The 25228-nt window shown below is 69.9% G+C and carries 25 protein-coding genes; 13 read left to right on the forward strand and 12 right to left on the reverse strand.

Features of this window, described 5'->3' with window-relative positions; translation table 11 throughout:
* The first annotated feature begins 79 nt into the window (after positions 1-79).
* From OH768_RS27000 to OH768_RS27010, 3 genes are all read left to right on the forward strand, one after another.
* Positions 80-553, forward strand: coding sequence for an SseB family protein (locus OH768_RS27000; RefSeq protein WP_406457753.1), 474 nt, complete (start codon positions 80-82; stop codon positions 551-553).
* A gap of 116 nt (positions 554-669) precedes the next feature.
* Entirely contained in the window at positions 670-1641 is a 972-nt protein-coding gene (locus tag OH768_RS27005) for a pirin family protein (protein WP_406457755.1), read from the forward strand.
* Between the two features lie 482 nt (positions 1642-2123).
* The gene (locus OH768_RS27010) at positions 2124-3188 is read left to right on the forward strand and encodes an AI-2E family transporter (RefSeq protein WP_406457757.1); all 1065 of its coding nucleotides are present in this window, start codon (positions 2124-2126) and stop codon (positions 3186-3188) included.
* Here the strand turns inward: OH768_RS27010 and OH768_RS27015 are convergent.
* Complete coding sequence (locus OH768_RS27015) at positions 3140-5302, reverse strand: SpoIIE family protein phosphatase (protein WP_406457759.1); 2163 nt, start codon at positions 5300-5302, stop codon at positions 3140-3142. The genes OH768_RS27010 and OH768_RS27015 overlap by 49 nt on opposite strands.
* A gap of 165 nt (positions 5303-5467) precedes the next feature.
* Here OH768_RS27015 and aspS point away from each other — a divergent pair, with 165 nt between their 5' ends.
* The 3 genes from aspS (at position 5468) to OH768_RS27030 (ending at position 8814) form a co-directional block, all read left to right on the forward strand.
* The gene (aspS, locus tag OH768_RS27020; protein WP_406457761.1) at positions 5468-7231 is read left to right on the forward strand and encodes an aspartate--tRNA ligase; all 1764 of its coding nucleotides are present in this window, start codon (positions 5468-5470) and stop codon (positions 7229-7231) included.
* Between the two features lie 132 nt (positions 7232-7363).
* On the forward strand, positions 7364-8296 hold the full coding sequence (locus tag OH768_RS27025) for an intradiol ring-cleavage dioxygenase (protein WP_406457763.1): 933 nt from the start codon (positions 7364-7366) through the stop codon (positions 8294-8296).
* A 74-nt stretch (positions 8297-8370) separates the two neighbouring features.
* Positions 8371-8814, forward strand: a complete 444-nt coding sequence (locus OH768_RS27030; RefSeq protein WP_406457765.1) for a hypothetical protein — start codon at positions 8371-8373, stop codon at positions 8812-8814.
* A 72-nt stretch (positions 8815-8886) separates the two neighbouring features.
* Here OH768_RS27030 and OH768_RS27035 read toward each other — a convergent pair whose 3' ends face one another.
* Positions 8887-9852: a hypothetical protein gene (locus OH768_RS27035; protein WP_406457767.1), complete on the reverse strand. Its 966-nt coding sequence runs from the start codon at positions 9850-9852 to the stop codon at positions 8887-8889.
* 80 nt (positions 9853-9932) lie between these two features.
* A complete protein-coding gene (locus tag OH768_RS27040; protein ID WP_406465459.1) occupies positions 9933-10235 on the reverse strand; it encodes an ATP-binding protein in 303 nt (100 codons plus the stop codon).
* 35 nt (positions 10236-10270) lie between these two features.
* Between OH768_RS27040 and OH768_RS27045 the strand changes: the two genes are divergently transcribed.
* From OH768_RS27045 to OH768_RS27055, 3 genes are all read left to right on the forward strand, one after another.
* A complete protein-coding gene (locus OH768_RS27045) occupies positions 10271-11122 on the forward strand; it encodes a helix-turn-helix domain-containing protein (protein ID WP_406465461.1) in 852 nt (283 codons plus the stop codon).
* A gap of 2 nt (positions 11123-11124) precedes the next feature.
* Positions 11125-11304, forward strand: coding sequence for a DUF397 domain-containing protein (locus tag OH768_RS27050; protein ID WP_406457769.1), 180 nt, complete (start codon positions 11125-11127; stop codon positions 11302-11304).
* Positions 11305-11439: 135 nt separating this feature from the next.
* Positions 11440-12804 (forward strand): polysaccharide lyase family 1 protein, encoded by a 1365-nt coding sequence (locus tag OH768_RS27055; protein ID WP_406457771.1) that lies wholly within the window; start codon positions 11440-11442, stop codon positions 12802-12804.
* A gap of 50 nt (positions 12805-12854) precedes the next feature.
* Here OH768_RS27055 and OH768_RS27060 read toward each other — a convergent pair whose 3' ends face one another.
* Together OH768_RS27060 and OH768_RS27065 are read right to left on the reverse strand one after the other, a co-directional pair.
* Positions 12855-13331: a hypothetical protein gene (locus tag OH768_RS27060; RefSeq protein WP_406457773.1), complete on the reverse strand. Its 477-nt coding sequence runs from the start codon at positions 13329-13331 to the stop codon at positions 12855-12857.
* 46 nt (positions 13332-13377) lie between these two features.
* On the reverse strand, positions 13378-13905 hold the full coding sequence (locus tag OH768_RS27065; RefSeq protein WP_406457775.1) for a TetR/AcrR family transcriptional regulator: 528 nt from the start codon (positions 13903-13905) through the stop codon (positions 13378-13380).
* 30 nt (positions 13906-13935) lie between these two features.
* On the opposite strand from OH768_RS27065, the gene OH768_RS27070 reads away from it, so the two are divergent.
* Positions 13936-14673, forward strand: coding sequence for an SDR family NAD(P)-dependent oxidoreductase (locus tag OH768_RS27070; protein WP_406457777.1), 738 nt, complete (start codon positions 13936-13938; stop codon positions 14671-14673).
* Here OH768_RS27070 and metG (OH768_RS27075) read toward each other — a convergent pair.
* From metG (OH768_RS27075) to OH768_RS27100, 6 genes are all read right to left on the reverse strand, one after another.
* A complete protein-coding gene (gene metG, locus OH768_RS27075) occupies positions 14670-16241 on the reverse strand; it encodes a methionine--tRNA ligase (RefSeq protein WP_406457779.1) in 1572 nt (523 codons plus the stop codon). The genes OH768_RS27070 and metG (OH768_RS27075) overlap by 4 nt on opposite strands.
* A 4-nt stretch (positions 16242-16245) precedes the next feature.
* Positions 16246-17982, reverse strand: coding sequence for a methionine--tRNA ligase (gene metG, locus OH768_RS27080; protein WP_406457781.1), 1737 nt, complete (start codon positions 17980-17982; stop codon positions 16246-16248).
* A 123-nt stretch (positions 17983-18105) separates the two neighbouring features.
* The gene (locus tag OH768_RS27085; protein ID WP_406457783.1) at positions 18106-19683 is read right to left on the reverse strand and encodes a VWA domain-containing protein; all 1578 of its coding nucleotides are present in this window, start codon (positions 19681-19683) and stop codon (positions 18106-18108) included.
* Between the two features lie 147 nt (positions 19684-19830).
* A complete protein-coding gene (locus OH768_RS27090) occupies positions 19831-19992 on the reverse strand; it encodes a hypothetical protein (RefSeq protein WP_406457785.1) in 162 nt (53 codons plus the stop codon).
* 25 nt (positions 19993-20017) lie between these two features.
* A complete protein-coding gene (locus OH768_RS27095) occupies positions 20018-21016 on the reverse strand; it encodes an endonuclease/exonuclease/phosphatase family protein (RefSeq protein ID WP_406457787.1) in 999 nt (332 codons plus the stop codon).
* A gap of 83 nt (positions 21017-21099) precedes the next feature.
* Positions 21100-22044, reverse strand: coding sequence for a hypothetical protein (locus OH768_RS27100; RefSeq protein WP_406457789.1), 945 nt, complete (start codon positions 22042-22044; stop codon positions 21100-21102).
* Positions 22045-22232: 188 nt separating this feature from the next.
* On the opposite strand from OH768_RS27100, the gene OH768_RS27105 reads away from it, so the two are divergent.
* Entirely contained in the window at positions 22233-22796 is a 564-nt protein-coding gene (locus OH768_RS27105; RefSeq protein ID WP_406457791.1) for an SH3 domain-containing protein, read from the forward strand.
* Positions 22797-22857: 61 nt separating this feature from the next.
* On the opposite strand, the gene OH768_RS27110 is transcribed toward OH768_RS27105, so the two are convergent.
* Positions 22858-23304: a hypothetical protein gene (locus OH768_RS27110; RefSeq protein WP_406457793.1), complete on the reverse strand. Its 447-nt coding sequence runs from the start codon at positions 23302-23304 to the stop codon at positions 22858-22860.
* A 103-nt stretch (positions 23305-23407) separates the two neighbouring features.
* Here OH768_RS27110 and OH768_RS27115 point away from each other — a divergent pair, with 103 nt between their 5' ends.
* Positions 23408-24043, forward strand: a complete 636-nt coding sequence (locus OH768_RS27115; protein WP_406457795.1) for an NAD(P)-dependent oxidoreductase — start codon at positions 23408-23410, stop codon at positions 24041-24043.
* 5 nt (positions 24044-24048) lie between these two features.
* On the forward strand, positions 24049-25203 hold the full coding sequence (locus OH768_RS27120) for a PP2C family protein-serine/threonine phosphatase (protein WP_406457797.1): 1155 nt from the start codon (positions 24049-24051) through the stop codon (positions 25201-25203).
* Positions 25204-25228: the final 25 nt, after the last annotated feature.

Genomic DNA, 25228 nt, shown 5'->3' on the forward strand with positions numbered 1-25228 from the left:
AGTAGCCACGATGATGCTACCCGTCGGTAATAAGAAGCAACCCCAAGCCGTCCATCTGTGACTCGTTACTCTTGCTCGCATGTACGGCTACGACCAGAACGTGGGCGCTCAGCAGGGGTACGTCCCGCCCCAGCAGCAGATGGCCGGTGGCGTGGGCGGCTACGGCCAGCAGTCACCGCTCTACCCCGAGCCGTCCCCGCCCTCGCTCGCGGACGCGGTACGCGCCTTCACCACCGGGCAGATGGCCGCGGAGGACTTCCAGCAGGTCTTCGCGACCTCCAAGGTCTACTGTCCGCGCGGCGACAACCCCGGCTTCCTCGCCCTCCACAACACCCAGCAGCCGGTGATCCCGATGTTCACCTCGCTCAAGGAACTGCGCCGCTACGCCGGCAAGGAGTCCAAGTACTTCGTGATCACCGGCGCCGAGGTCATCGACCTGCTGCCGACGGGCTACGGCTTCGTCGTCGACATGGAGGGCGAGCACCGCATGGTGTTCGACGCGAAGGCGGTCGAGCAGATGGTGGAGTTCGCGATGCGCCGCATGTACGGCTGACGTCCGTCGCCCCGTCGCACACGACGCCCGGAGGGAATGCCCTCCGGGCTTCTTCTGTTGTGGGGTAGCAGAAAGTTCAACGCTCAACTAAACTCGACGCACAAGGAGGTCCCGACATGCCTGCAGTGACCGTAGAGAACCCGCTGACCCTGCCCCGTGTGGCCGCGCCGGCCGACGCCGTGGCACGTCCCGTGCTCACCGTCACGACCGCACCCGGCGGTTTCGAGGGTGAGGGCTTCCCGGTGCGCCGCGCGTTCGCCGGGATCAACTACCGTCACCTCGACCCGTTCATCATGATGGACCAGATGGGCGAGGTGGAGTACGCGCCGGGCGAGCCCAAGGGCACGCCCTGGCACCCGCACCGCGGCTTCGAGACCGTCACCTACATCATCGACGGCGTCTTCGACCACCAGGATTCCAACGGCGGCGGCGGCACCATCACCAACGGCGACACCCAGTGGATGACGGCGGGCGCGGGCCTGCTGCACATCGAGGCGCCGCCGGAGTCGCTGGTCGTGTCCGGCGGGCTGTTCCACGGGCTCCAGCTCTGGGTCAACCTCCCGGCCAAGGACAAGATGATGGCCCCGCGCTACCAGGACATCCGCGGTGGACAGGTGCAGTTGCTGACGACCCCGGACGGCGGCGCGCTGCTGCGGGTCATCGCCGGTGAGCTGGACGGCCACCAGGGCCCCGGCATCACGCACACCCCGATCACGATGGTGCACGCCACCGTGGCCCCGGGCGCGGAGCTCACCCTGCCCTGGCGCGAGGACTTCAACGGCCTCGTCTACGTCATGGCGGGCAAGGGCTCGGCCGGCGCCGACCGCCGCCCGATCCATCTGGGCCAGACCGCCGTCTTCGGCACCGGCTCCTCGCTGACCGTCCGCGCGGACGAGCAGCAGGACTCGCACACCCCGGACCTGGAGGTCGTCATCCTCGGCGGCCGGCCGATCCGGGAGCCGATGGCGCACTACGGCCCGTTCGTCATGAACACCCGCGAGGAACTCCAGCAGGCCTTCGAGGACTTCCAGAAGGGCCGGCTGGGGACGATCCCCGCCGTGCACGGGATGAGCGAGGGCGGTCTGTAAGCCTTCGCAGAGCGGAAATCCCCGAAGCCCCGTCCGGACGAGGACGGGGCTTCGGGCGTTTGTGGCTCGGCTCGGCCAAGGCCTCGGGCGTCCACGCCGGTCCGGGCCCTCCGCCCGGGTGACCCGGGCCCGGCCGGTGCATGAAGGTCCCGCGCACGGAAATGGTCCGGCTGAAAGTGGACGTCGAATGCAAGGAAGTCACCCGTGCGTATCCGCATGAGTCCGGCCGTCGTCATGGCAGCCACCTGTCTCGCCCTGGCGGGCGCGGCCGGCCCCTCCCAGGAACTACTCGGGCACCCCCTGGCGGTGGACCCCCGGCTCCGGGTACCGCGACATGCCGTCCAACCTCCGGCGACTACGCCCAGGCCTACGACACCAACTTCGGCAAGAGGATCGACGCGGTGGGTCCCACCTGCTGAGTCCGTCACCCGGGCGGGCCGTCCCCACGGGACGGTCCGCCTTTCGCGTGTTCGGCTGGGACCGTGCAGCTCCTCCCCGGTCCCGTGCGCCGCCTCGCCGCCTGGTGCGCCGTCATCCTGCTCGTCTCCGGGGTCGTCTACGTCGGGATCCGGCTCTGCGTCGAGTTCAAGACGGCTGTCACACCCGTGCTGCTCGCCCTGCTCGGCACCGCGCTGCTCGGGCCGCTGTACCGGCGGCTGGTGAAGGCCGGGGTCAACCGGTCCGTGGCCGCGGCCATCACCTGTGTCGCCGTCGTCGCCGCGGTCGGCGGGGCCGTCTACATCGTCGTGGCCGCGCTGATCGACACCGGGGACCAGATCGTGTCCTCGCTCAAGGACGCGGCGAACTCCGTCTCCGACCACTTCGGGGCCGCCGGGACCTCGCTGGACGATCTCGCCTCCAACGCCAAGGAACTGCTCACCAAGTTCGGCGGGACGGCCGCCTCCAACGTGATCAGCGGGGTCAGCGTCGTCGGCGAGGCCATCGCCATGGCCGTACTGGCGCTGCTGCTCGTCTTCTTCTTCCTGCGCGACTCCCATCTCGCCACCGGACTGCTGCGCTCGCTCGCCCCGCACGGCACCGCCGACCTCGTCGAGGCCATGGCCGGCCGGGCCTTCGAGGGCGTCGAGGGCTTCATGCGCGGGACCACCGTGATCGCCCTCATCGACGCCACCTGCATCGGCATCGGCCTGCTCGTGCTGGACGTGCCCGGGGCGGTCGGCCTGGCCGCACTCGTCTTCGTCGGCGCCTACGTCCCCTACCTCGGCGCCTTCCTCTCCGGCGCGGTCGCCGTGCTGGTCGCGCTCGCCGACCGGGGTGCCGTCATCGCCCTGTGGGCCCTTGGGGTCGTCCTCGCCGTGCAGGTCCTGGAAGGACACGTCCTGCAGCCGATGATCCAGAGCCGGACCGTGCAGATGCACCCGGCGGTGGTGATGATCGCGATCACCGCCGGAGCCTCGGTGGCCGGCATCCTCGGCATGCTGCTCGCGGTCCCGCTGACCGCCGCCGTCTTCGGCGTCGTCCACGAACTGCGGGCGCGCTACGGCACGGCGGACCCCGCCGGGGAACCGTCGCCGTCGGACTCGTAGAGCTCGAACCAGATGCTCTTGCCCTCGCCCCTCGGGTCCACGCCCCAGGTCTCGGCGAGCAGCTCGATCAGCAGCAACCCGCGCCCGGAGGAAGCCAGTTCACCGGGGTGCCGCTTGTGCGGGAGGTCGTCGCCGGCGTCCGTGACCTCGACCCGCATCCGCCGCTCACCGGGTTCACCGGCCACTTCGGCGGTCAGCAGGGCGTCGGCGTCGGTGTGCACGAGGACGTTGGTCAGCATCTCGGAGACGAGCAGGACCGCGGAGTCGACCTGGTCGGCGCCGGTCCAGTCGTGGAGGAGTTCGCGCAGCTGCTGCCGGGCCACCGCGATCCGCTCGGGTTCGGCCTGCGCGACCGTGAGCACCGTACGGCGGATCTTCGGCGGTTCGGTCACCGTGTCGCCGCAGCCGCAGCTCTCGCCCTCCCGGGACAGCAGGAGTACGGCGATGTCGTCCTCGCGGCGGTCGGCGAGCGGGCCGGTGGTGTGGTGCGAGGAAGGCCCGTGGACGGCCTGGACGAGCGCGTCGGCCAGTTCCTCCAGGTCGCCCTTGTGCTCCTCCAGGATGGTCCGGATGCGCTGCCAGCCCGTCTCCAGATCGTGGCCGCCGGTCTCGATCAGCCCGTCGGTGCAGATCAGCATGGTCTCGCCGGGCTCCAGGGCGAGCGTGGTCGTCGGATAGTCGGCGTCCGGGTCGATACCGAGCGGCAGTCCGCCGGCCGTGGGCCGCATCAGCACCGTCCCGTCCGCCATGCGTATCGCGGGGTCGGGGTGGCCGGCGCGGGCGATCTCCAGGACGCCCCTCTCCGGGTCGGCCTCGACGTACAGGCAGGTCGCGAAGCGCGGGTCGGTCATCTCCGCGTCGCCGTTGGTGATGCCGTGCAGGAAGCGGGAGGCGCGCGAGAGCACCGCGTCCGGGCGGTGCCCCTCGGAGGCGTAGGCGCGCAGGGCGATGCGGAGCTGGCCCATCAGCCCGGCGGCGCGCACATCGTGCCCCTGTACATCCCCGATGACGAGCGCGATGCGCCCTCCCCCAGAAGAGGTGCCCCCAGGCAGCGGGATCATGTCGTACCAGTCGCCGCCGACCTGGAGGCCGCCGCCGGTCGGTATGTAGCGGGCGGCGACGCTCATGCCCGGGATCTCCGGGCCCAGCGTGGGCAGCATCGAGCGCTGGAGTCCGTCGGTCAGCTCCCGCTCGGACTCGGCGACCCCGGCCCGGGACAGGGCCTGGGCGAGCATCCGGGCGACCGTGGTGAGGACGGACCGCTCGTCCGGTGTGAAGGCGACGGGGTAGGTGAAGGCGGCCATCCAGGCGCCCATCGTGCGCCCGGCGACGGTCAGCGGCAGGAATGCCCAGGACTGCCGGTGGAAGTGCTGGGCGAGCGGCCAGGTGACCGGGTAGCGGGACTTGTACTGCTCGGGCGTGGACAGATAGACGGCACGGCCGGTCCGTACGACCTCGGCGGCCGGATAGTCCGTCACCAGGGACATGTGCGAGAACGGATCCTCGTCGCCGGGCTGATGACCGTGGTGCCCGATGATCGTGAGCCGGTCGCCCGAGACCCCGAACACGGCGAGGCCGTCCGGTGAGAAGCCCGGCATCGACAGGCCCGCCGCGACCCGCAGTACCTCCGCCGTGGACCGCGCCTCCGCGAGCGCCCGGCCCGCGTCCAGCAGGAACGCCTCCCGGGAGCGCCGCCAGTCACCGGTGACGGCCGTCCGCCCGGCGGGTGTGCCCGGCGTGGGCTCGGTGACCTCCTGGAGGGTGCCGATCAGCTCGAAGGACCGGCTCTCGGGGTCGTAGGACGGCTTGGAACGGCTGCGGACGGTACGGATCACCCGGCCCCGCTCGTCCATGATCCGGATACGGACCTCGGCGAGGGTGCCCTCGGCGACGGCAAGGCCGACGACCCCGGCGATCTCGTTCCAGTCGACGGGGTGGAGCCGGGCCCGGGTCTGGGCCTCCGTGAGGGTGGTCGGCTCGGCGGGCAGCCCGAGCAGCCGTGCGGCCTCGGCGTCCACCGTGACCAGCTCCGTGGCGGTGTCCCAATGCCACAGACCGGTCGCGAGGGCGGCGAGTACCTCCCCCACGGCGGGCAGGGGCTCACCAGTGCGCATTGCCCCACTCTATGAAGAGGAGATCGATAAGTGCCACCGATGGGGTCCCCGGTTAATGGTGGGGAGGCGATCTGTGGGTGGCCGGTACCCTTGGGACGTCCGGGCTCCGGCCCTGGACGTTTCACGTGAAACACTCCCCGATCCGCGAAGGCTGGATGAACGACGATGCATCGGTACAGGTCCCACACCTGCGGCGAGCTCCGCTCCTCTGACGTCGGCACCGACGTCCGGCTGAGTGGCTGGCTGCACAATCGGCGCGACCTGGGCGGCATCCTCTTCATCGATCTGCGCGATCACTACGGCATCACGCAGCTCGTCGCCCGCCCCGGCACGCCCGCGTACGAGGCCCTCGACAAGGTCACCAAGGAGTCGACGATCCGCGTCGACGGCAAGGTGGTCTCCCGGGGCACGGACAACGTGAACCCGGACCTGCCGACCGGTGAGATCGAGGTCGAGGTCGGTGAGGTCGAGCTGCTCGGCGCCGCCGCCCCGCTCCCCTTCACGATCAACACCGAGGACGGGGTCAACGAGGAGCGGCGCCTGGAGTACCGCTTCCTGGACCTGCGCCGCGAGCGCATGCACCGCAACATCATGTTGCGGTCCTCGGTGATCGCCTCGATCCGCTCGAAGATGGTCGCCCTCGGCTTCAACGAGATGGCCACCCCCATCCTCTCCGCGACCTCCCCCGAGGGCGCGCGCGACTTCGTGGTCCCGTCCCGCCTGAACCCGGGCAAGTTCTACGCCCTCCCGCAGGCGCCGCAGCAGTTCAAGCAGCTGCTGATGATCTCCGGTTTCGACCGCTACTTCCAGATCGCGCCCTGCTTCCGTGACGAGGACGCCCGCGCGGACCGCTCACCGGGCGAGTTCTACCAGCTCGACGTCGAGATGAGCTTCGTGGAGCAGGAAGACGTCTTCCAGCCGATCGAGAAGCTCATGACCGAGCTGTTCACGGAGTTCGGCGGCGGCCAGGAGGTCACCTCCCCCTTCCCGCGCATCCCCTTCCGCGAGTCGATGCTGAAGTACGGCTCCGACAAGCCGGACCTGCGCGCCAAGCTCGAACTCGTCGACATCACCGATGTGTTCGAGGGCTCGGAGTTCAAGGCGTTCGCCGGCAAGCACGTCCGCGCGCTGGCCGTGCCGGACGTCTCCGCGCAGCCCCGCAAGTTCTTCGACCAGCTCGGCGACTTCGCGGTCACCCTCGGCGCGAAGGGCCTGGCCTGGGTCCGCGTGACCGAGGACGGCTCGCTGACGGGCCCGATCGCGAAGTTCCTCACGGAGGAGAACGTCGCCGAGCTGACCAAGCGCCTGTCGCTGGCGGCCGGCCACGCCGTCTTCTTCGGCGCGGGCGAGTTCGAAGAGGTCTCGAAGATCATGGGCGCGGTGCGGGTGGAGGCCGCGAAGCGAGCAGGTCATTTCGAAGAGAACGTCTTCCGCTTCTGCTGGATCGTCGACTTCCCGATGTACGAGAAGGACGAGGAGACCGGGAAGATCGACTTCTCGCACAACCCGTTCTCGATGCCCCAGGGCGGCCTGGAGGCCCTGGAGACCCAGGACCCGCTGGACATCCTGGGCTGGCAGTACGACATCGTCTGCAACGGCGTCGAGCTCTCCTCCGGCGCGATCCGGAACCACGAGCCCGACATCATGCTCAAGGCCTTCGAGATCGCGGGCTACGACCGCGAGACCGTCGAGGAGCAGTTCGCCGGCATGCTGCGCGCGTTCCGCTTCGGCGCCCCGCCGCACGGGGGGATCGCCCCGGGCGTCGACCGCATCGTCATGCTGCTCGCGGAGGAGCCGAACATCCGCGAAACGATCGCGTTCCCGCTCAACGGCAACGCCCAGGACCTGATGATGGGCGCGCCGACGGAGCTGGACGAGACGCGACTGCGGGAGCTGCACCTGTCGGTGCGGAAGCCGCAGCCGAAGTAGTAGGAAGTAGTAGGCACCTGGCGGGAGTCGGGGCTCGGAACCGGCATCGGTTTCGAGCCCTTTCGCTTGCTCACAGGATTCACAGCGCATTCTCATGTTCATGTCATGAGGACCACCCCTAGCGTCCCGGGCATGACGGATTCCCGAGTACCCCCCATGGATTCTGAAGTCCCCGAGGAAAAGGGGCAGTTGGCGCGCCGTACAGTCCTGGTGGCAGGCGGCGTGGCGGTGACGGCGGTGGGCGTCGGCGGCACCCTCGCGGCGAACGCCTCGGCGGCGCAGGAGGACGTGCCCCAGGACGCCTGCTACACGCTCACCTCGGAGCTGGTCGAGGGCCCGTACTACATCGACGCCGACAAGATCCGCCGTGATGTGACGGAGGACCAGGAGGGCATCCCGCTCACCCTGGCCCTGAAGGTGATCGACGCCGACACGTGCAGACCGCTCCGCGACGCGGCCGTGGACATCTGGCACTGCAACGCGACGGGCGTCTACTCCGGTTACGAGGCGGGCGGGGGCGGCGGGCCGGCCCCCACGGGCGCACCGCCCTCCGGTACCCCGACGGGTGGCCCGCCGCCCGGTGGCGGCGGAGGTCACCAGGATCCGACCGACGACGACCGCTTCCTGCGCGGCACCTGGCACACCGACCGCCACGGCCAGGTCACGTTCAAGACGGTGTTCCCCGGCTGGTACCAGGGCCGCTGCGTCCACATCCACGTCAAGGTCCACGTCGACGGCGAGTGGACGGACGCGGGCTACGAGGGCGGCCACACCTGCCACACGGGCCAGCTCTTCTTCGACGAGAAATCGGTCCTCGCGACGGCGGTCCTGGAGCCGTACGTCTCCAACACGACGACCCGCACGACCCTCACCGAGGACGGCATCTACCCGCAGAACGGCCACGAGGGCGGCCTGCTCTACCTCAAGTACGACAGACGGCACATCGGCCGGGGCGTACACGCGCGGCTGACGCTGGCGGTGGCACCGGACGAGACGAACGACGGGGAGGGCGGCGGAGGCCCGGGCCCGTCGGCTTCGGCATCACCGTCGGCCACGACAGGCTGACGCCACACCGGCCTCGTACGGCTCTCTGGCACCCCGCCATGGAAACCTCGCAGCGGACGCACAGGAATATCGATGTGCCCGCACAGAGGCAGGGCGTGTCATGGACGTACGAGGCCGGAACCGCCCGGCCCGTGGACCGTGAAGGCCGGGAGGAAGCGATGGGATACGTCGTACTCGCACTGCTGTTGACAGCCGGGGCGGCGTTCGCCGTCATCGCGCAGCGCCGCTCGCACCGGCCACGGGCCCTGTCCGACCTGGACGCGGAGGTCGAGGCCAGCGGTTGGGTGCTACGGCTCGGCGCGAGCCTGTCCGTCCCCGAGGCGAGGCTCTGGGCGGGAGCCGGCGAGACGGCGACGCGCGCACTGACCGACGCCGCCGAGTGCCACCGCGCCGCCGGGACCCGGCTGGCCTCGGCCCACACGGCGGACGAGTACGCCGAGGCGACGCGGGTGGCCAAGGAGGGCCTTGCCCATATCGCTACGGCGCGGGCGGCGCTGGGAGCTGTGGTGGCGGCGTGAGAGATCAGCCGAGGCCGCGGCGCTGCCACCAACGGCGTCTTACGTACGGCCCGCCCGTTCGGCCTTGAGTCGTCAGACCTGGTCGGTTCCGGCCTGGGGCTGCGGTGCCCCAGGGCTCTCGACGAACAGATCCTCCGCCGCGGACGCGGTCAGGGAACGGTCGAACCAGAGGGTGAGGGTGTCGAGGTCGGTGCAGGAGGTGATGCGTTCACGGATGGGCTCAGGGACGTCGATGCCATGCTTTTCCAGCACGCGCAGGATCAGCGAGGCGCGGTCTTCGGCTTTGCCCTCCGTCTTGCCCTCGGCCTTCCCTTCGGCCTTCCCTTCGGCCTTGCCCTCCAGGTACTTCTCCTCGAACAGCGTCCCGTGGCCCGGGAAGTGGGTGATGACCTTCGACATCAGATCTCTCCATTTCTCCTTGGCCGGAGTGTTCTCCAGGCCGACTTCCATCACCTCGAACCAGTACGCCGTGGTGTCCGGATCGAATGACAGGAGTCCACGGAGCATCGCTTCCAGTATGGCGGGCGCTCTGCGGTCGTCGCTATGAACGATCGCCGAGAGCACCGACAACGCTGGCTGCCGGGTCACCATCGACTCGTCGGTGATCACCGGGACCGTGCCCGGTCCCAGCACGAACGGACGCGTGACCTGGGTCGACCACGGACCGACAGCGCACTCGAAGGGACCGGCTGCCCACTTCGCTGTCGACCGGTCCCGGCAGACGGCCACCAGCAGCACCGGCATGTCGTACTTCGCGCTGAGGTGCGCCACGTAGTACGCCCAGCTCTTTGCCTTGTCCGGGTCCTTTTTGGTCTGGGCCTCGATGGCGAGCAGGAAGCTCTCTCCCATGGCGGGTTCGAACTTGAGCACCGTGTCCACTCGGCGCTCCAGGGGCCGGATCTCGGTGGCGTCGGGTGTGATCGAGCCGAAGTCCGACTTCGCGGGCGGCGGGATGCCCAGTGACTCGAAGACGAGGGTGAGGGCCTCCGGATGCTCCTGGAAGAGCCGGTGGGTCGCCTCGTGGGTTGATGTGACCATGTGCGCAACCTAGATGGATCAAGGACCGGGTTGTCCGGCCGATCGGGATGGGTTCACTCTTTCGAGGGGCGAGTGAACGTTCAGGCAGCCGTGGTCAGTTCGCACCAGACGTATTTGCCCTTGCTGCCGTTCCTGGACAGCGGCTGCCAGCCCCACGGGTCCGCGCAGGCCTTGACCAGGCCCAGGCCGCGGCCTTCCTCCAGGTCCAGGAGCTTGGCCAACTCCCTTGGTGGTTCCGGGGGTTCGGGGTTCGCGTCCCAGGCGCCGACGCGGAGGGTGCCGGGTTTCCAGGAGACCCGCAGGATTACCGGGCCTTTCGTGTGGCGTACGGCGTTGGAGACCAGCTCCGTTGCCAGGAGTTCGGCGGTCGAGGGCTTCAACAGGGCCTGTGAGCAGTGCCGTTGAGGGGATGAGCAGCATGGCGCCGAGAAGTCAGCCCACTGCCCGGCAGGTGCGACTGGGGACTGAACTGCGCAAGTTGCGAGTCTCCGCGGGGATGTCGGCCCGCGAGGTGGTGGGGATCCTGTCGTCGACCTCGGCGCAGATGAGCCAGGTCGAGGCAGGCCTGTCGGGAGTCAGCGAAGAGCGCCTGCGCAGGCTCGCGGCGCTCTACGGCTGTGGAGACGAGGCGTTGATCGAGGCGCTGGTGGAGATGGCGACCGATCGTACGCGTGGCTGGTGGGAGGAGTACCGGGATGCCCTCCCGCCCGAATTCCTCGACCTGGCGGAGCTGGAGAACCACGCGCGTTTCATTCAGGTGATCGCGACCGCCCATGTGCCAGGGCTGCTCCAGACCGAAGAGTACGCACGAGCGGTGTTCGGGTACTGGGTTCCGCGGCTTCCGGACAACGAGCTGGACCTTTGGGTCGCGTATCGCATGCGCCGCCAGCAGATCCTCTCGCGAGACATCGTGGTTCCGTACGAGGCGGTCTTGCACGAGTCCGTACTGCGTACCCGTGTCGCGGACCGGCGGGTGGCTCGTGCCCAACTCGACGAGCTGGTGCGGCAGTCGGAGCACCCTGGCGTCTCGGTGCGAGTGATTCCCTTCGACGTCGACGGCTTCGCCGGGGCAAGTTTGTCGTTGATGTACGCGGGTGGCCGGGTGCCGACGTTGGACACCGTGCAGCGGGACACCCCGTACGGCTCCGCTTTCCTGGATGCCGCTGCCCAACTCCACGACATGCGAACGCTCTTCCGTAAGGTTGAAGAAGCGTCTCTTGACCCCACCCGGTCGAGGGACTTCATCCACCGTCTGTCGAAGGAGCTGTAGGCGTGATTCAGTGGCAGAAGTCCACGTACTCCGGTGGCGCGGCAGGCAACGAATGTGTCGAACTTGCCTACAGCGAACGGGAGTTGCTCCTCCGGGAGAGCGACGACCCTGCCCGAATACTCCCCGTCACCCGCACCGGGCTCGCCGGACTCCTGCGTCATCTCGGAGCCGACCTGCGGTAGCGGAAGAGGTTGTCCTCGTAAGCGGTGAGCCGTAAGTGTGCGCAGGATCAAGAAAATTGGCGGCTCACGGCAACCTTCTTGATCCCCACGGCCACTGAGGAGTCGTAACCCCCTCACCGCACCGAAGGACTCCCCGTGGCCGCCACCGCTTCACCCGTCCCCTCCCACCGCCGCTCCCTCCGCAAGCGCCGCACGATCGTCGTCACGGCCGCCGTAGCCGCCGCGGGCATCGGTGCGGGCTTTCTCGTGCTCAACGCGAACGCGGCCAGTACCAGCGTCGACCTGTACCACCGGACGCTCGCCGCCAAGGACGGCTGGGCCTCGTCCGGTACCGGGACCACCGGCGGCGCGAAGGCCGATGCCGCGCACACCTTCACCGTGAGCACCCGCGCGCAGCTCGTGAAGGCGCTGGGGTCCGTCAGTGACACCACCCCACGGATCGTCAGGATCAAGGGCACGATCGACGCGAACACCGACGACTCGGGGAAGAAGCTGAGCTGTGCCGACTACTCCTCCGGTACGGGCTATTCGCTGTCCGCGTATCTCAAGGCCTACGCCCCCTCCACGTACGGCACCTCCAAGCTCCCCTCCGGCACGCAGGAGAAGGCGCGGGCGGCGGCGCAGACCAAGCAGGGGAAGAACGTCATCTTCCGGGTGCCCGCCAACACGAGCGTCGTGGGCGTGCCCGGCACCAACGCCGGGATCACCGGCGGCATGTTGCAGATTCAGAGCGTGGACAACGTCATCGTGCGGAACCTGACCTTCGCCGCCACGCAGGACTGCTTTCCGCAGTGGGACCCGACGGACGGCGACAGCGGGAACTGGAACTCGCAGTACGACGCCGTGACGCTGCGCGGTGCCACGCATGTGTGGGCGGACCACAACACGTTCACCGACGCGCCGGGGCTCGACACCTCCGACCCGACGTACTACGGGCGCCAGTACCAGATCCACGACGGCGACCTGGACATCACCAAGGGCTCGGACCTGGTCACCGTCGAGCGCAACCAGTTCACCAACCACGACAAGACGATGCTGATCGGCAGCAGCGACACCGACAGCGTCGGCAAGCTGCGCGTCTCCATCCACCACAACGTGTGGAAGGGCATCGTGCAGCGCGCTCCGCTGGCCCGGATCGGGCAGATCCACATCTACAACAACTACTACGACACCACGAACCTCAACGGGTACGTCCTCCAGTACAGCGTCAACTCGCGGGCCAAGGCGCAGGTCGTCGCCGAGGACAACTACTGGAAGACGTCGGCCAGTCAGAAGGTCGGCAAGCTGTTCAGCGGCGACGGCACCGGGTCCATCGCCGGCGGCGGCAACCTCGTCAACGGAACCGCCACCGACCTCGTCGCCGCCTACAACGCCGCCAACTCCAAGAAGCTGAAGACCACCGTGAACTGGACCCCGACCCTCACGGCCGGCCTGGAGACCTCCGCCAAGAACCTGCCGACGGAGCTCGCCACCACGACCGGGGCCGGGGTGCTCAAGTAGCGGTCGCGCTCTGGAGCCGCAACTTCCCTTGCCGACAGGGCGGTTGCGGCTCAGCTGTCGTACGTCCCGTCCCACGGTGGTCCGAAGGCGTGCCGGTCCGGGTACAGCTCGGCCCAGTTGCCGTCCTCGTCCTCCTCGATCAGCAGGCCGAACAGGACGCCGTCCACGGTGCGTTGGAAGGGGCGGACCGCGATGTCGGTGTAGCTGCGGCGGGGGAGGGCGCGGAGCAGTTTCGCCAGGTGGATGCGGGCCTGGGAGAGGACCGAGTCGTCGCCGTGCGGGGCGCGCTGCTGCTCGGCCCAGGTACCGGCGCACCAGATCTCCGAGTCGCGGTAGCGGCCCGCGGCGTCGAAGGTGTGGAGCACCGTGTAGAGACGTTTCTGCTCTTCCCAGCCGTCGGCGGGACGGAAACCCTGGGGGAACGCGTAGGTGACCGACGCCAGGAACTGACCGTCCGCGTAGCGGCCGACGGCCCCGCTGCGCTGATTCGGGTCGTAGGCGATCGGGATGACCTCGGGGACTGCCATGGCGGCACCTTACGGGTTGGCGCGAACACGTCTGCGTCGGGGTCCGTCACCGAGCCCGCATGACCTCGCTGAGTTGACCCGGGGTCAATGGTGGCACCGCGATCGGATGTGCCGCACCAGCCCGCAGGCCGTCGAGGAAGAACGCCAGGCAGCGGCGCCAGGTGTCGGGCGCGGTCGCCATCGACTCGCGGATCACCTGGGACATCGCCCAGATCAGGGTGACCAGGTCCTCCGGCTCGAAATCGGGGCGCAACTGCCCGCTGTTCCGGGCCCGTTCGATGATCTGCTCCGCGCGCCGGAACCCGCGGTGACAGGCCTGTTCGACCTCCCCCGCCGCCCGGAACCGCTGCGCCAGCGCGTCGTTGAGGCCGTGGTCCTCGGCCTGCAGCGGGAACAGCCCCTCGATGTACCCGACGAACCCGTCCCAGGGGTCCGGGGCCGCCAGCGCCGACTCGGTGATCCGCTCCAGCGCGGCCAGCCGCTCCGGGAAGATGGCGTCCCAGAACGCCTCCCGGGTCGGGAAGTGGTTGTACAGCGTGCCGATGGAAGTTGAGGTGCACCTCAAGTTAGCCATGTCCGTGAATTCACCCCGGAAGACTCCGCCATGCCCGCATCGCAACAGCCCCAGGTCGCCGTCGTCCTCGGGGTCGGCCCGGGCCTCGGCATGTCCGTCGCCCACCGCTTCGGCCGCGAGGGGTACACCGTCGTGCTCGTGTCCCGCAGCGACGTCCGGCACGCCGGCTACGTCGTGTCCCTCGCCGCGGCGGGCGTCGAAGCCGCGTCCTACGTCGCCGATGTGCGCGACGCCAAGCAGCTCGGCCCGGTTCTCGACGCCGTCATCGAGCGATACGGACGGATCGACCTCGCGTACTACGGGCCGGGCGCCCTCGACCTCGACGAGAGCCGTCCCAAGCCGATCACCGAGACCGACTCCGCCGGTGTCCAGGAGGCGATGAGCTGGATGTATCCGGCCGTCGACGTGGTGGGCAAGGTGCTGCCCGGCATGGTCGAACGGGGCGCCGGTGCCTTCGTGTTCGCCGGCGGGCTCAGTGCCGTGGTGCCGATGCCCGCGCTCGGCGCGCTCGCCGTCTCGGCCGCCGCCCTGCGCAACTACGCCCTGACCCTCAACGCGGCGCTCGCCGACACGGGGGTCTACGCCGGGAACCTGGTCATCGGCGGACTCATCGAGCGCGGTGACATCCACCGGCTGGTGACGTCGAACCCCGAGCAGTTCGGGAACGTCGGCGACCGCACCCTCGACCCGGACGAAATCGCCGACGGCGCCTGGGAGTTGGTGGCGCGGCGGGACCGGGCGGAGGACACGTTCAGCGTGTTCGGCTAGGAGTCGACGCGCGGAAAGAGAACCGCGCCCTTCGTCACCGGGGAGCCGGGCGGAAGCGCACCCCAGGCCGAGGCGTCCCGGATCCGCTGGTCGGCCAGGGCCCCGAGGGTCGCCCCCGCGCCCAGGGAGTCCCACAGCCGCTCCGACGTCTCCGGCATGACCGGTTCGAGGAGGATCGCGATCGCGCGCAGCGAGTCCGCGGCCGTGTAGAGGATCGTCGCCAGGCGGTCGCGGGCCTCGGGGGAGTCGGACTTGGCGACCTTCCAGGGTTCCTGGTCGGTCAGATAGCCGTTGACCTGCCGGACGAAGTCGAAGACGGCCAGGATGCCGCCCTGGAAGTCGAGTTGGTCGCCGATACGGCGGTCCGCCTCCGAAGTCGCCGTCAGCAGAGCCGACTTGAGTGAGCGCTCGGCCTCGGTCTCCTCCCTGGGCGCGGGCAGCGCGCCGTCGAAGTACCTGGCCGTCATCGCGGTCACCCGGGACGCCAAGTTGCCGTAACCGTTGGCGAGTTCGCTGGTGTAGCGGGCGGTGAAGTCCTCCCAGGAGAAGGAGCCGTCCTGGCCGAAGGCGATCGCGCGCAGGAAGTACCAGCGGTAGGCGTCCACGCCGAAGTGCGCGGTGAGGGACTGCGGGTTGATGCCGGTCAGGTTCGACTTGGACATCTTCTCACCGCCGACCATCAGCCAGCCGTGCCCGAAAACCCGCCCGGGAAGAGGCAGGTCATTGGCCATGAGCATCGCCGGCCAGATCACGGCGTGGAAGCGGAGGATGTCCTTGCCGACGAGATGGACGTCGGCGGGGAAGGTGGCCTCGAACTCCGCCGGGTTCTCGTTGTAGCCCACGGCGGTCGCGTAGTTGAGGAGCGCGTCGACCCAGACGTAGATCACATGCGAAGGGTCCCAGGGGACCTTGACGCCCCAGTCGAAGGTCGAGCGGGAGATCGACAGGTCCTGGAGGCCCTGCCGGACGAAGTTCACCACCTCGTTGCGGGCCGAGGCGGGCTGGATGAAGTCCGGGTGGGCTTCGTAGTGGGCGAGGAGCCGGTCGCCGTACTCGCTCAGCTTGAAGAAGTAGTTCTCCTCCTTGAGGAGTTCCACCGGCCGGCGGTGGATGGCGCACAGCGGGGTCCCGCTGCCGTCCTCCGCCTCGATCAACTCGCCCGGGAGCTTGTACTCCTCGCAGTACACGCAGTACGGGCCCTCGTAACCGCCCTTGTAGATCTCGCCCTTGTCGTGCAGGTCCTGCACGAACTCCTGGACGCGGTCCGTGTGCCGGCGCTCCGTGGTGCGGATGAAGTCGTCGTTCGAGATGGCGAGATGGTCCCAGAGCGGTTTCCAGGACTCATCGACCAGACGGTCCGCCCACTCCTGCGGGGAGACACCGTTGGCCTCCGCCGTGCGCAGGATCTTCTGGCCGTGCTCGTCCGTGCCGGTGAGGAACCAGACGTCCTCACCGCGCCGGCGGTGCCAGCGGGCGAGGACGTCGGCGGCGACGGTGGTGTAGGCGTGGCCGAGGTGCGGGGCGTCGTTGACGTAGTAGATGGGGGTGGTGACGTAGTAGTACGTCATCGGGTCACCCCTGCTCTCCGCCGAACCGCTCCTTGTACATCTCCAGGTCCTCCTCGGTGAGCTTCGCGAAGAGCACCGGGGGGACGGTGAAGGGGGTGCCGGCGGGGATGGTGGACAGGGACTTCGCCTCGTCCGACGACACCCACGGCGCACGCTTTTGATCAGGCGCGGTGTCCTTCAGGTCGAACGCCGCCCGCATGGCCGCCGAGGAGGACGGGATGAAGGGTTCCGAGACCACCGCGTAGAGGTGGATCAGGTTCATCGCCGTGCGCAGAGTGAGGGCCGCGGCCTCCGGGTCGGTCTTGATCTCCAGCCAGGGGGCCTTCTCCTCCAGGTAGGAGTTGCCCGCCGACCACAGGGCGCGCAGCGCCGCCGCGGCCTTGCGGAACTGGAGGGCCTCCATCTGGGTCTCGTACTCGGCCAGCAGACCCGCGATCTCCTCGCCGAGCTTCGCCTCAGCCGGGCCCGCGTCGGCGCCCGCAGGGACCTCGTCGCCGAAGCGCTTCTTCGAGAAGGACAGGACACGGTTGACGAAGTTGCCGAGGGTGTCCGCCAGGTCCTTGTTCACCGTGGCGGTGAAGTGCTCCCAGGTGAAGGAGGAGTCGTCGGACTCGGGGGCGTTGGCGATCAGGAAGTAGCGCCAGTAGTCGGCCGGGAGGATGCTGAGCGCCTGATCGGTGAAGACGCCCCGCTTCTGGGACGTGGAGAACTTCCCGCCGTAGTACGTCAGCCAGTTGAAGGCCTTGACGTAGTCGACCTTCTTCCACGGCTCGCGGATGCCGAGCTCGGTGGCCGGGAACATCACCGTGTGGAACGGGACGTTGTCCTTGGCCATGAACTCCGTGTAGCGGACGGTCGCGTCCGACTCGTACCACCAGGACTTCCAGTCACGGGTCTCCCCGGCCGGGGCCGCGTCCGCCCACTCCTTCGTCGCGCCGATGTACTCGATCGGGGCGTCGAACCAGACGTAGAAGACCTTGCCCTCCGCCGCCAGCTCCGGCCAGGTGTCGGCGGGGACCGGGACGCCCCAGTCCAGGTCGCGGGTGATCGCGCGGTCGTGCAGGCCCTCGGTGAGCCACTTGCGGGCGATGGAGGAGGCGAGCTGCGGCCACTCCTCCTCGTGGGCGGCGACCCACTCCTCGACCTCGTGCTGGAGCTTCGACTGGAGGAGGAAGAGGTGCTTGGTCTCGCGGACCTCCAGGTCGGTGGAGCCGGAGATCGCGGAGCGGGGGTTGATGAGGTCCGTCGGGTCGAGCACCCGGGTGCAGTTCTCGCACTGGTCGCCGCGGGCCTTGTCGTAACCGCAGTGGGGGCAGGTGCCCTCGACATAGCGGTCCGGGAGGAAACGGCCGTCGGTGGGCGAGTAGACCTGGCGGATCGCGCGCTCTTCGATGAAGCCGTTCTCGTTCAGGCGGCGGGCGAAGTGCTGGGTGATCTCGCGGTTCTGCGGGGAGGAGCTGCGGCCGAAGTAGTCGAAGGCCAGCGCGAAGCCGTCGTAGACCGCCTTCTGCGCGTCGTGCGCCTGCGCGCAGAACTCCGCTACGGGGAGACCCTGCTCCTTCGCGGCCAGCTCGGCCGGGGTGCCGTGTTCGTCCGTCGCGCAGATGTACAGCACGTCGTGGCCGCGCTGGCGGAGATAGCGGGAGTAGACGTCCGCCGGGAGCATGGACCCCACCATGTTGCCCAGGTGCTTGATCCCGTTGATGTACGGAAGGGCGCTGGTGATGAGGTGTCGAGCCATCGGGGGGCTGCTCCCAGGTCGGTGTGTTGCTGTTGTTGCGAACCTTGAAATCGTAGCCGACATGGGTGTGCCGCCCGCCTCCCGTTTTACGGGGTGGGAAGCGGGCGGCACAGGGGTTCGGTGTTACGGGCGCCAGTCGATCAGTACGCCGTCGTAGAGCTCCGCGTCCGTGAGCTCCAGGGGGGTCGGGCCCGCGTGGAAGAAGGCCGTGTTGTCGGTCTTCAGCTTGCGGAGGTAGTCGAAGGCCTTGTTGTCGTGGTCGCCGAACGCGACGAACGAGAAGAACACGGAGGCGTGCGACTTCGCGGCGTCGGTCAGGGACTGGGTGGCCGGGGTCTTCGCGTCCGGGGCGCCGTCCGTCTGGAAGACGACCAGGGCGGGGGTGCCGGGGGTGGCGTTCTTGTCGTAGTGCGCGAGTACGGCTTCCACGGCGGCGTGGTAGCTGGTACGGCCCATGCGGCCGAGGCCGGCGTGGGCCTCGTCAATCGCGTTCTCGGGGGAGGCGGCGGTGAGGTCGGTGGTGCCGTCGACCTCCGTGGAGAAGAAGACGACGTGGACGGTGGGGGTGGGGTCCGGGTCCAGGTGGGTCGCCAGCGCGAGGGTCTGGTCGGCGAGGGCCTGGGCGGAACCGTCCTTGTAGTACGGTCGCATGCTCGCGGAGCGGTCGAGGACGAGGTAGAGCTTCGCTCGGGTACCGGTGAGGGTCGCCTTGGCGAGGGCTGCGGCGGCGGAGTCGCTGCCCACGGCCTCGGCTGCGCCCTCGGCCCCGATCGTTTCCTCACCCGTACCACCCGTGACAGTTTCGTCGTCGGGTGCGGGCGGCCCCTGCGGGGCGGACTCGCCGTCGGCGGCCGCGGCGGCGAGCGCGGGGACGGGTTCGGGGGCGCTTTCGGCCGCGGGTTCGGGGGTGGGCTCCGGCTGGGGCTCCGCCTCCGGCGCGACCTCCTCGGCGACCGGCTCAGCCGCGGGCGCGGCTTCCGCCTCCGCCGCCTCCGGCTCGGTTTCCGCTTCCGCGACCGGCTCGGGCTCCGGTTCCGGCGTGACCTCGGCGACGGGGTCCGGCTCGGGCTCCGGCGTCACCTCGGCCGTAGCCTCGGCTTCTTCCGCCGTCGGCTCGACGACCGGCCCGGTCTCCGTGACCGCTTCCGGCTCGATGTCCACAACGGGCTCTGCTTCCGCGACCGGCTCCGTGACCGGCTCCGTGACCGGCTCCGCCTCCGGCTCGGGGGTCGCCTCGGCCGTAGGCTCAGCTTCCTCCGTCACCGGCTCCGCCTCGACCGCAGGCGCGGCCTCCGCGATCGGCTCGGTCTCCGTGACCGGCTCGACAGCAGCCGCAGCCGCAGCCTCGACCTTCGGCTCAACCTCGGCCTCCGCCTCGGTCGTCGCCGTACCCCCCGTCCCCTCCGTCGACGTCGTCGGCTGCGGGACCGTCACGTTGTCGAAGGCCAGGGCCACGAGTTCGTGTTCGTCGTCCTCCAGGGTGGAGGACGGGCGGGGCTCGGGGACCTGGGCCGTTGCCGCGGGGGCGGGTGCCGGCGGCGTGGCGAGGTCGGGTTCTGTGGACGGGGACGGGACCTTGGCGTCCGGTTCCCGGGTGGTCTGCTGTTCTTGCGAAGGAGTGCGTTCCGCGCTCTCTGCTTCCGCGGCACGCTCCTTGCGTGACCTGCCGAACGCATTCCGCAGGAGAGTGAGAATGCCCATGTGCGCAACCCTTCGCGTGAGTTGAAGCCGTCAATCCCTGGCCAGGACGGACACGTAAGGTTAGCGGCCTCGGATGGCGATCTTAGGCAGGGGCGACTCGCGTGGGACGCGTTCTGTCAACACCCTCTGTTTCAGCCACCACTTCGCTCACCCGTTCACCTGCCCGTTCACCGAACGGCGGGCAGTGTCAGTGGGTCCCTCTACCGTTCCTTCCCGGCCCGATACGGAGGCCACCGCGCCGATCGTCGACATCATCCCGGAGACGAGCGCGATGCCGGTGAGGGCGGTGACCGCGTACCAGCGGGACATGCGCCCATTATGAGCACCCCCCACGCTATTCGTGCTGGTGGAGCGCGACGTCGACCAGCAGGGCGCGATGGTCGGTGTCGGCCAGGTCCAGGAAGCGGGCGCTGTTCGCGGAGAAGTCCGGGGAGAGGAGGACGTGGTCGATCTGGGTGCCGAAGGCGGGCAGCAGACGTTCCGGCCAGCTCGGGGTGCGCGGGTGTCCGGCGAGGCGGGCCGCGTCGCGCAGGCCGGTGTCGAGGATGCGGCGGAAGGCCGCGTGGTCCTGGGAGGAGTTGAAGTCTCCGGCGAGGACGGTCGGGGTGGTGGGGTCGGCGGCGGCGAAGGCGCGCAGCCTGCCCAGTTCGCGGCGCCACAGGCCGACCTGCTTCGGCAACGGGGGCATGGGGTGGACGAGTTGCAGGCGGACGGAATGGCCGTCCACGTCCGCCACCGCGCCGGGCATGCCCATCGTGCCGGTGACGCCCTTCGTGCCCTTGAGGGGGAAGCGGCTGAGGACGACCGAGCCGTGCGAGCCGGCCGCCACCACGGCCTGCCGGTAGGGGAGTTGGGTGCCGAAGTCCCGCCGCAGGGTTGCCTGGCAGGTGTACTCGCACTCCTCCACGAACACCACGTCCGGCCGCTCCCGCCGGATCACCGGCACCAGGGAGCCGGTCCCCCGCCCGAACTCGACGTTCGAGGTCAGCACCCGGAACTCGGCGATCGCGGGCCCGCCCGGCTCACCGCTCTTCCCGTACGGCTCGATGAACCAGGCCAGCAGCCCGAGCAGCGCCACTCCCCACACCAGCCCGAGCCGCCACCGGGCGAGCAGGGAGAGGAGGAGTCCGAGTCCGGTGGGGGCCAGCAACCACGGGAAGAAGGCCAGGAGTTGGGTGACGGGCGTGAGGGCGTCGGTGTCGGCGGTACGGCAGCCGACGACCCCGCTGACGGCGGCGAACAGCAGGCCGGCGCACCAGACCGTGAAGTGCCGGCCCCGATGGCGTTCCGGTACGAAGTCGGCGGCGGTCCACTCGGAGGTCGCGGTGCCCACGTGATGACCTTCCGCCGGTGGACGCAGATGCCCGAATCATCCCACGCGTGCCGGGAACTCCCCCGGGAATCAGGAATCGGCGGTCAACAATCAGCAGTCATGCCTGGGCCCGTGTCGGCTGCTGTGCCCGGTCCGCCGCCGGGGCTCGCCGGCGTCGTACGAACTTCCCGTGCCGGGCGGACGTATCGGGTGAGCCAGGCCGTCGCGGCGACCGTGAGGCCGAGGCCGAGCAGCAGCCAGGCGACCGTGCGCAGGGTCGAGGTGAGGGCGTCGTAGATCGCGCCGCCCGCCGCCTGGGAGACCTCGGCGGGGAGGTCGGCGACGGTGAGCCGGCGGCCGATCGCGAGGGCGAGGGCGAGCAGCGCGCCGCCGAGGGCCGTGCCGAGCGCGGTCGCGGTGATCGCGCGGCGGCGGCGCACGGCGACGCCGATGCCGGTGACCGCGAAGACGGCGGCGGTGACGGGGAGCCAGAAGCCGGCGACCTCGAGCACGTGGAACTCCTCCCGGAGCGGGCCCAGTTCACCGGCCGCGAGGACCGCGACCTCGGTGTGCTGGACGGGGATGCGGTCCGCCAACGGCACGTGCTCGTGGGCGAGTTGGTGCTTGACCTGGGCGGTGACGGGGGCGAGGTCGACGGTGACGGCGCCGCTGCGCTCCTCGTCGCGCAGGGCGTGCAGTACGGCGTCGTGGGTGGCCCGGTTGCCCTCGTCCCAGGCCAGCCGGAAGGCCTCGGTCTTGGTGAAGGAGCGCACCGCGTCGTGCACGAAGGGGGCCATCGTGCCCCGCATGCCGCCCACCGTGCCGCGCATGCCGTCCACATGGATCCCGCGCATGATGCCCGCGCCGACCGTGTCCACGACGACGTCCCGTACTGCCGGGTCGGCTGCGAGGGGCGCCATCGCCGTGACGTAGCGGCCGGAGTCCGTCAGCCCGTACGCCGCCCAGGCCGCCAGCGCGCCGAAGGGCGTCAGGAAGCAGGAGAGGACGACGAGTACGGCCGACAGGGCGCTCCGGAGACGTGGGGGCACCTCCCCAGGACACGGGCGGGGCGTGCGGTGCGCGAGCCAGGTGGCCGCAATTGCCTGCATTCGGGTGCGATGTCAAGCCGAACGGGTGCTCTGGCCTCGGAACCCTTGGCGGAACTGGTTGTTCCGCTCTCAGGTGGAGGGTTGACCCTAACGGGTGTTTCCTGGAACCGGGGAAAAGGAGGCCGAACATGCGCACCACTCCGGCCCTGCGGACTCTGGCCGCGGCCCTGCTCACCGGTGGCACACTCGCCGTCGCGGCGGCGGGCACCACGGCGGCGGCAGCACCGACCACGTACGCCGAAGGACATGGTGGTGGCGGTGGCGGCAGTCCGATCTGGGGCACCATCGTCTCCCGCACGGATCTGAACGTGCGGCAGTCGCCCACCACGCATTCCCCCGCTGTCGGCTCGCTCTCACCGGGCAGCCAGGACCGCGTCCAGTGCGTGGTCAGGGGACAGAGCGTCAACGGGAACTCCGACTGGTACTGGCTCGTCGGCGCGCAGGCCTGGGCCGGCGCCGCGTTCGTCGACACCGGCGGCCAGTGGGTGCCGTCCTGCTCGGACCCGCGTCCTGGCTGGAAGGACGGCAGCGACAACGGCAACAACTCGAACTGGAACAACGACCCGAACTGGAGCGACAACTCCAACTCGTGGAGCACCTCGGCCTCCGGCTCGTGGAGCGTCTCGGGCTCGTGGAGCTGGAGCGCGTCCGGGTCGTCGAGCGGCGCCGGCATCTGGAACTGGGCGCCGTAGGAAGCGGGCAAGTCCTGGGCCCCGGCACCGAGTTGGTGCCGGGGCCCACAGCTGTGCGGGTTCAGCGGATGCGGTTGCCCGCTGCGTCCTCGCGCGTGTAGTAGCGGTAGAAGAACACCAGGAACACGCCCGCCGTGGTGGCGAGACCGATGGCCGCGGACCGCAGCACGCTCTCGCCGGTCTGGCTGTAGAGGAAGCCGAGCGCGGCGCCCGCGAAGCCGGACTTCACCAGCGAGTGCAGTTCGCGCTTGAGCAGCGGGGCGAACCGGGCCACCGCCAGGCACAGCACGATGAACGCCAGCGTGGTCACGAAGCCGAACAGGATGTTCCAGCCGGTGATCGGACCGCCGCTGCGACGGTTGGCCGCCGCCCAGTAGCCGTAGACGAGCCCGAGGACGACCGGGATCGCTACCTTCGCCACGCGATGCACGCGGGAATCGAAGATGTCGGGCAGACCGCTCGGGGCGGTGAATCCGCCGGAACCGGGTGTGGGTGCCGCATGAGCCATGAGAGCACTCCTCTCTCTCGCCCCCGTCTACCAATGCACACCCCGGGGGAGGCGGTGGCAAGTCGGGGTGCGGCCTCGGTTGGCCCATGTTTCGCTGGGGCGCATGAAGCTCGTACTCTTCGGCGCCACCGGCATGGTCGGCAGCCGGATCGCCACCGAGGCCTCGGCCCGCGGTCACCAGGTGCTGGCGGTCAGCCGCTCCGGCCAGTCACCGGCCCCCGGGATCACCGCGACGGCGGCCGACGCGACGGACGCGGCGAAGGTCGCGGACCTCGCGCACGGCGCCGACGCGGTCGCCTCCGCGTGCGTACCGCCCAGGGACGGCAGCGACCCGCGCGGGCCCTTCCTCGCCCTCAACGAGGGGCTCGTCGCGGGCGTCCGCGCGGCCGGTGTCGGGCGGCTCCTGGTGGTCGGCGGCGCCGGCGGCCTGGAGGTCGCCCCCGGCCAGGCCCTCAGCGACCAGCCCGGCTTCCCCGAGGCCTACCTCCCCGAAGCCCTCGCCCACCGCGACGCGCTCGCCTACTACCGCACCCTCGACGACCCCGACTGGACCTACGTCTCCCCCGCCGCCGAGATCGCCCCGGGCAGGCGCACCGGCCGCTTCCGCGTCGGCGGCGACGAGTTCATGACCGACGACCAGGGCCGCAGCTTCGTCAGCGCCGAGGACTACGCGGTCGCCTTCGTCGACGAACTCGAACAGCACGCCCACCCGCGCACCCGGATGTCGGTCGCGTACTGACGGCCGTGAGCGGCCGCGGACTCATACCGGTGCGCCACGGCGACACCGATGCCCTACGGCGGCAGCAGTTGCTGCGCGTGCGCGGGCGGAGCGTCGCCTGGGTGCCGCCGCTGCTGGTGCTGGTCACCATCCTGCTGGTCGACTGGTACACCGGCGGCGAGTTCCGGACCGTCTCCTGGATCGTGCTCGTGCCCGGTATCGCCGCGGCGATCTGCGGGGTGTGGGGCACGTCCGTGTTCGCGCTGCTGAGCCTGGCCACCTACGTGCTCGCCGACCACGCCTGGCCGCGCCAGTACCAGACCGGCCTGCCCGACTTCATCCTGGTCGGCGTCGGCGGTGTCCTCGCCGTGCTGGCCTGCGCGGTCCGGGTCCGCGGCGAACGCCGCATGCTGCACATGCGGGACGTCGCCGAGACCACCCGCCGCACCCTGCTGCGCCCGCTGCCGCCCGGCTTCGGCGGCCTCGACCACGCGGCCGTCTACCTCGCCGCGGACGCCGTCGCCCGCGTCGGCGGCGACTTCTACGACATCCAGCCCGGCCTGCACGGCACCCGCGCCCTCGTCGGCGACGTCCAGGGCAAGGGCCTCGGCGCGGTGGAGGCGGCGGCAGCGCTGCTCGGCACGTTCCGCGAGGCCGGCTACCACGAGCCGGACCTCGCGACCGTCGCCGCCCGGCTGGAGATCCGGATGCTGCGCCACGGCCGGCATCTCGCCGCACTCGGCCGCGAGGATGTCGACCGCTTCGCCACGGCCGTCCTGCTGAGCTTCCCGGCCGGCGACCCGGGCACGGTCGAGGTCGTCAACTTCGGTCACGAACCCCCGCTGGTGGTCGGCCCGTTCGGCGTACGGTCGCTGCCGCCCGGGCACGGACTCCCGCTGGGACTGGGCGAGTTGGCCGGCCTGGAGGGACCGCCGCCGACCCTCCGCATCACCCTCGCCCCCGGCGAGACCCTCCTCATCGTCACCGACGGAGTCACCGAGGCCCGCGACGGCGCCGGCGTCTTCTACCCCCTCAAGGACGAAGTCACCGAGGGCGTCCACCTCGACCCGCACACCGCCGACCCGCACCGTCTGGTCGCCTACGTCCGCGACGGCACCCTGCGCCACTGCGGCGGCCGGCTCGCCGACGACACCACCGTCTTCGCGGTACGGCGGTCCTGATAAGGCCGGTTCTGACATCACCCTT

Origin of the sequence: Streptomyces sp. NBC_01622 (assembly GCF_045209635.1) — a bacterium.
Classification (GTDB): Bacteria; Actinomycetota; Actinomycetes; order Streptomycetales; family Streptomycetaceae; genus Streptomyces.

Bases quoted from the DNA above. Each gene is read 5' to 3' on its own strand.
- aspS (WP_406457761.1), top strand. From the start codon at position 5,468: ATGCATCGGTACAGGTCCCACACCTGCGGCGAGCTCCGCTCCTCTGAC.
- OH768_RS27085 (WP_406457783.1), bottom strand. From the start codon at position 19,683: ATGGGCATTCTCACTCTCCTGCGGAATGCGTTCGGCAGGTCACGCAAG.
- OH768_RS27070 (WP_406457777.1), top strand. From the start codon at position 13,936: ATGCCCGCATCGCAACAGCCCCAGGTCGCCGTCGTCCTCGGGGTCGGC.
- OH768_RS27045 (WP_406465461.1), top strand. From the start codon at position 10,271: ATGGCGCCGAGAAGTCAGCCCACTGCCCGGCAGGTGCGACTGGGGACT.
- OH768_RS27065 (WP_406457775.1), bottom strand. From the start codon at position 13,905: ATGGCTAACTTGAGGTGCACCTCAACTTCCATCGGCACGCTGTACAAC.
- metG (WP_406457781.1), bottom strand. From the start codon at position 17,982: ATGGCTCGACACCTCATCACCAGCGCCCTTCCGTACATCAACGGGATC.
- OH768_RS27060 (WP_406457773.1), bottom strand. From the start codon at position 13,331: ATGGCAGTCCCCGAGGTCATCCCGATCGCCTACGACCCGAATCAGCGC.
- OH768_RS27000 (WP_406457753.1), top strand. From the start codon at position 80: ATGTACGGCTACGACCAGAACGTGGGCGCTCAGCAGGGGTACGTCCCG.
- OH768_RS27105 (WP_406457791.1), top strand. From the start codon at position 22,233: ATGCGCACCACTCCGGCCCTGCGGACTCTGGCCGCGGCCCTGCTCACC.
- OH768_RS27110 (WP_406457793.1), bottom strand. From the start codon at position 23,304: ATGGCTCATGCGGCACCCACACCCGGTTCCGGCGGATTCACCGCCCCG.
- OH768_RS27035 (WP_406457767.1), bottom strand. From the start codon at position 9,852: ATGGTCACATCAACCCACGAGGCGACCCACCGGCTCTTCCAGGAGCAT.
- OH768_RS27025 (WP_406457763.1), top strand. From the start codon at position 7,364: ATGACGGATTCCCGAGTACCCCCCATGGATTCTGAAGTCCCCGAGGAA.
- metG (WP_406457779.1), bottom strand. From the start codon at position 16,241: ATGACGTACTACTACGTCACCACCCCCATCTACTACGTCAACGACGCC.
- OH768_RS27090 (WP_406457785.1), bottom strand. From the start codon at position 19,992: ATGTCCCGCTGGTACGCGGTCACCGCCCTCACCGGCATCGCGCTCGTC.
- OH768_RS27015 (WP_406457759.1), bottom strand. From the start codon at position 5,302: ATGCGCACTGGTGAGCCCCTGCCCGCCGTGGGGGAGGTACTCGCCGCC.
- OH768_RS27005 (WP_406457755.1), top strand. From the start codon at position 670: ATGCCTGCAGTGACCGTAGAGAACCCGCTGACCCTGCCCCGTGTGGCC.
- OH768_RS27115 (WP_406457795.1), top strand. From the start codon at position 23,408: ATGAAGCTCGTACTCTTCGGCGCCACCGGCATGGTCGGCAGCCGGATC.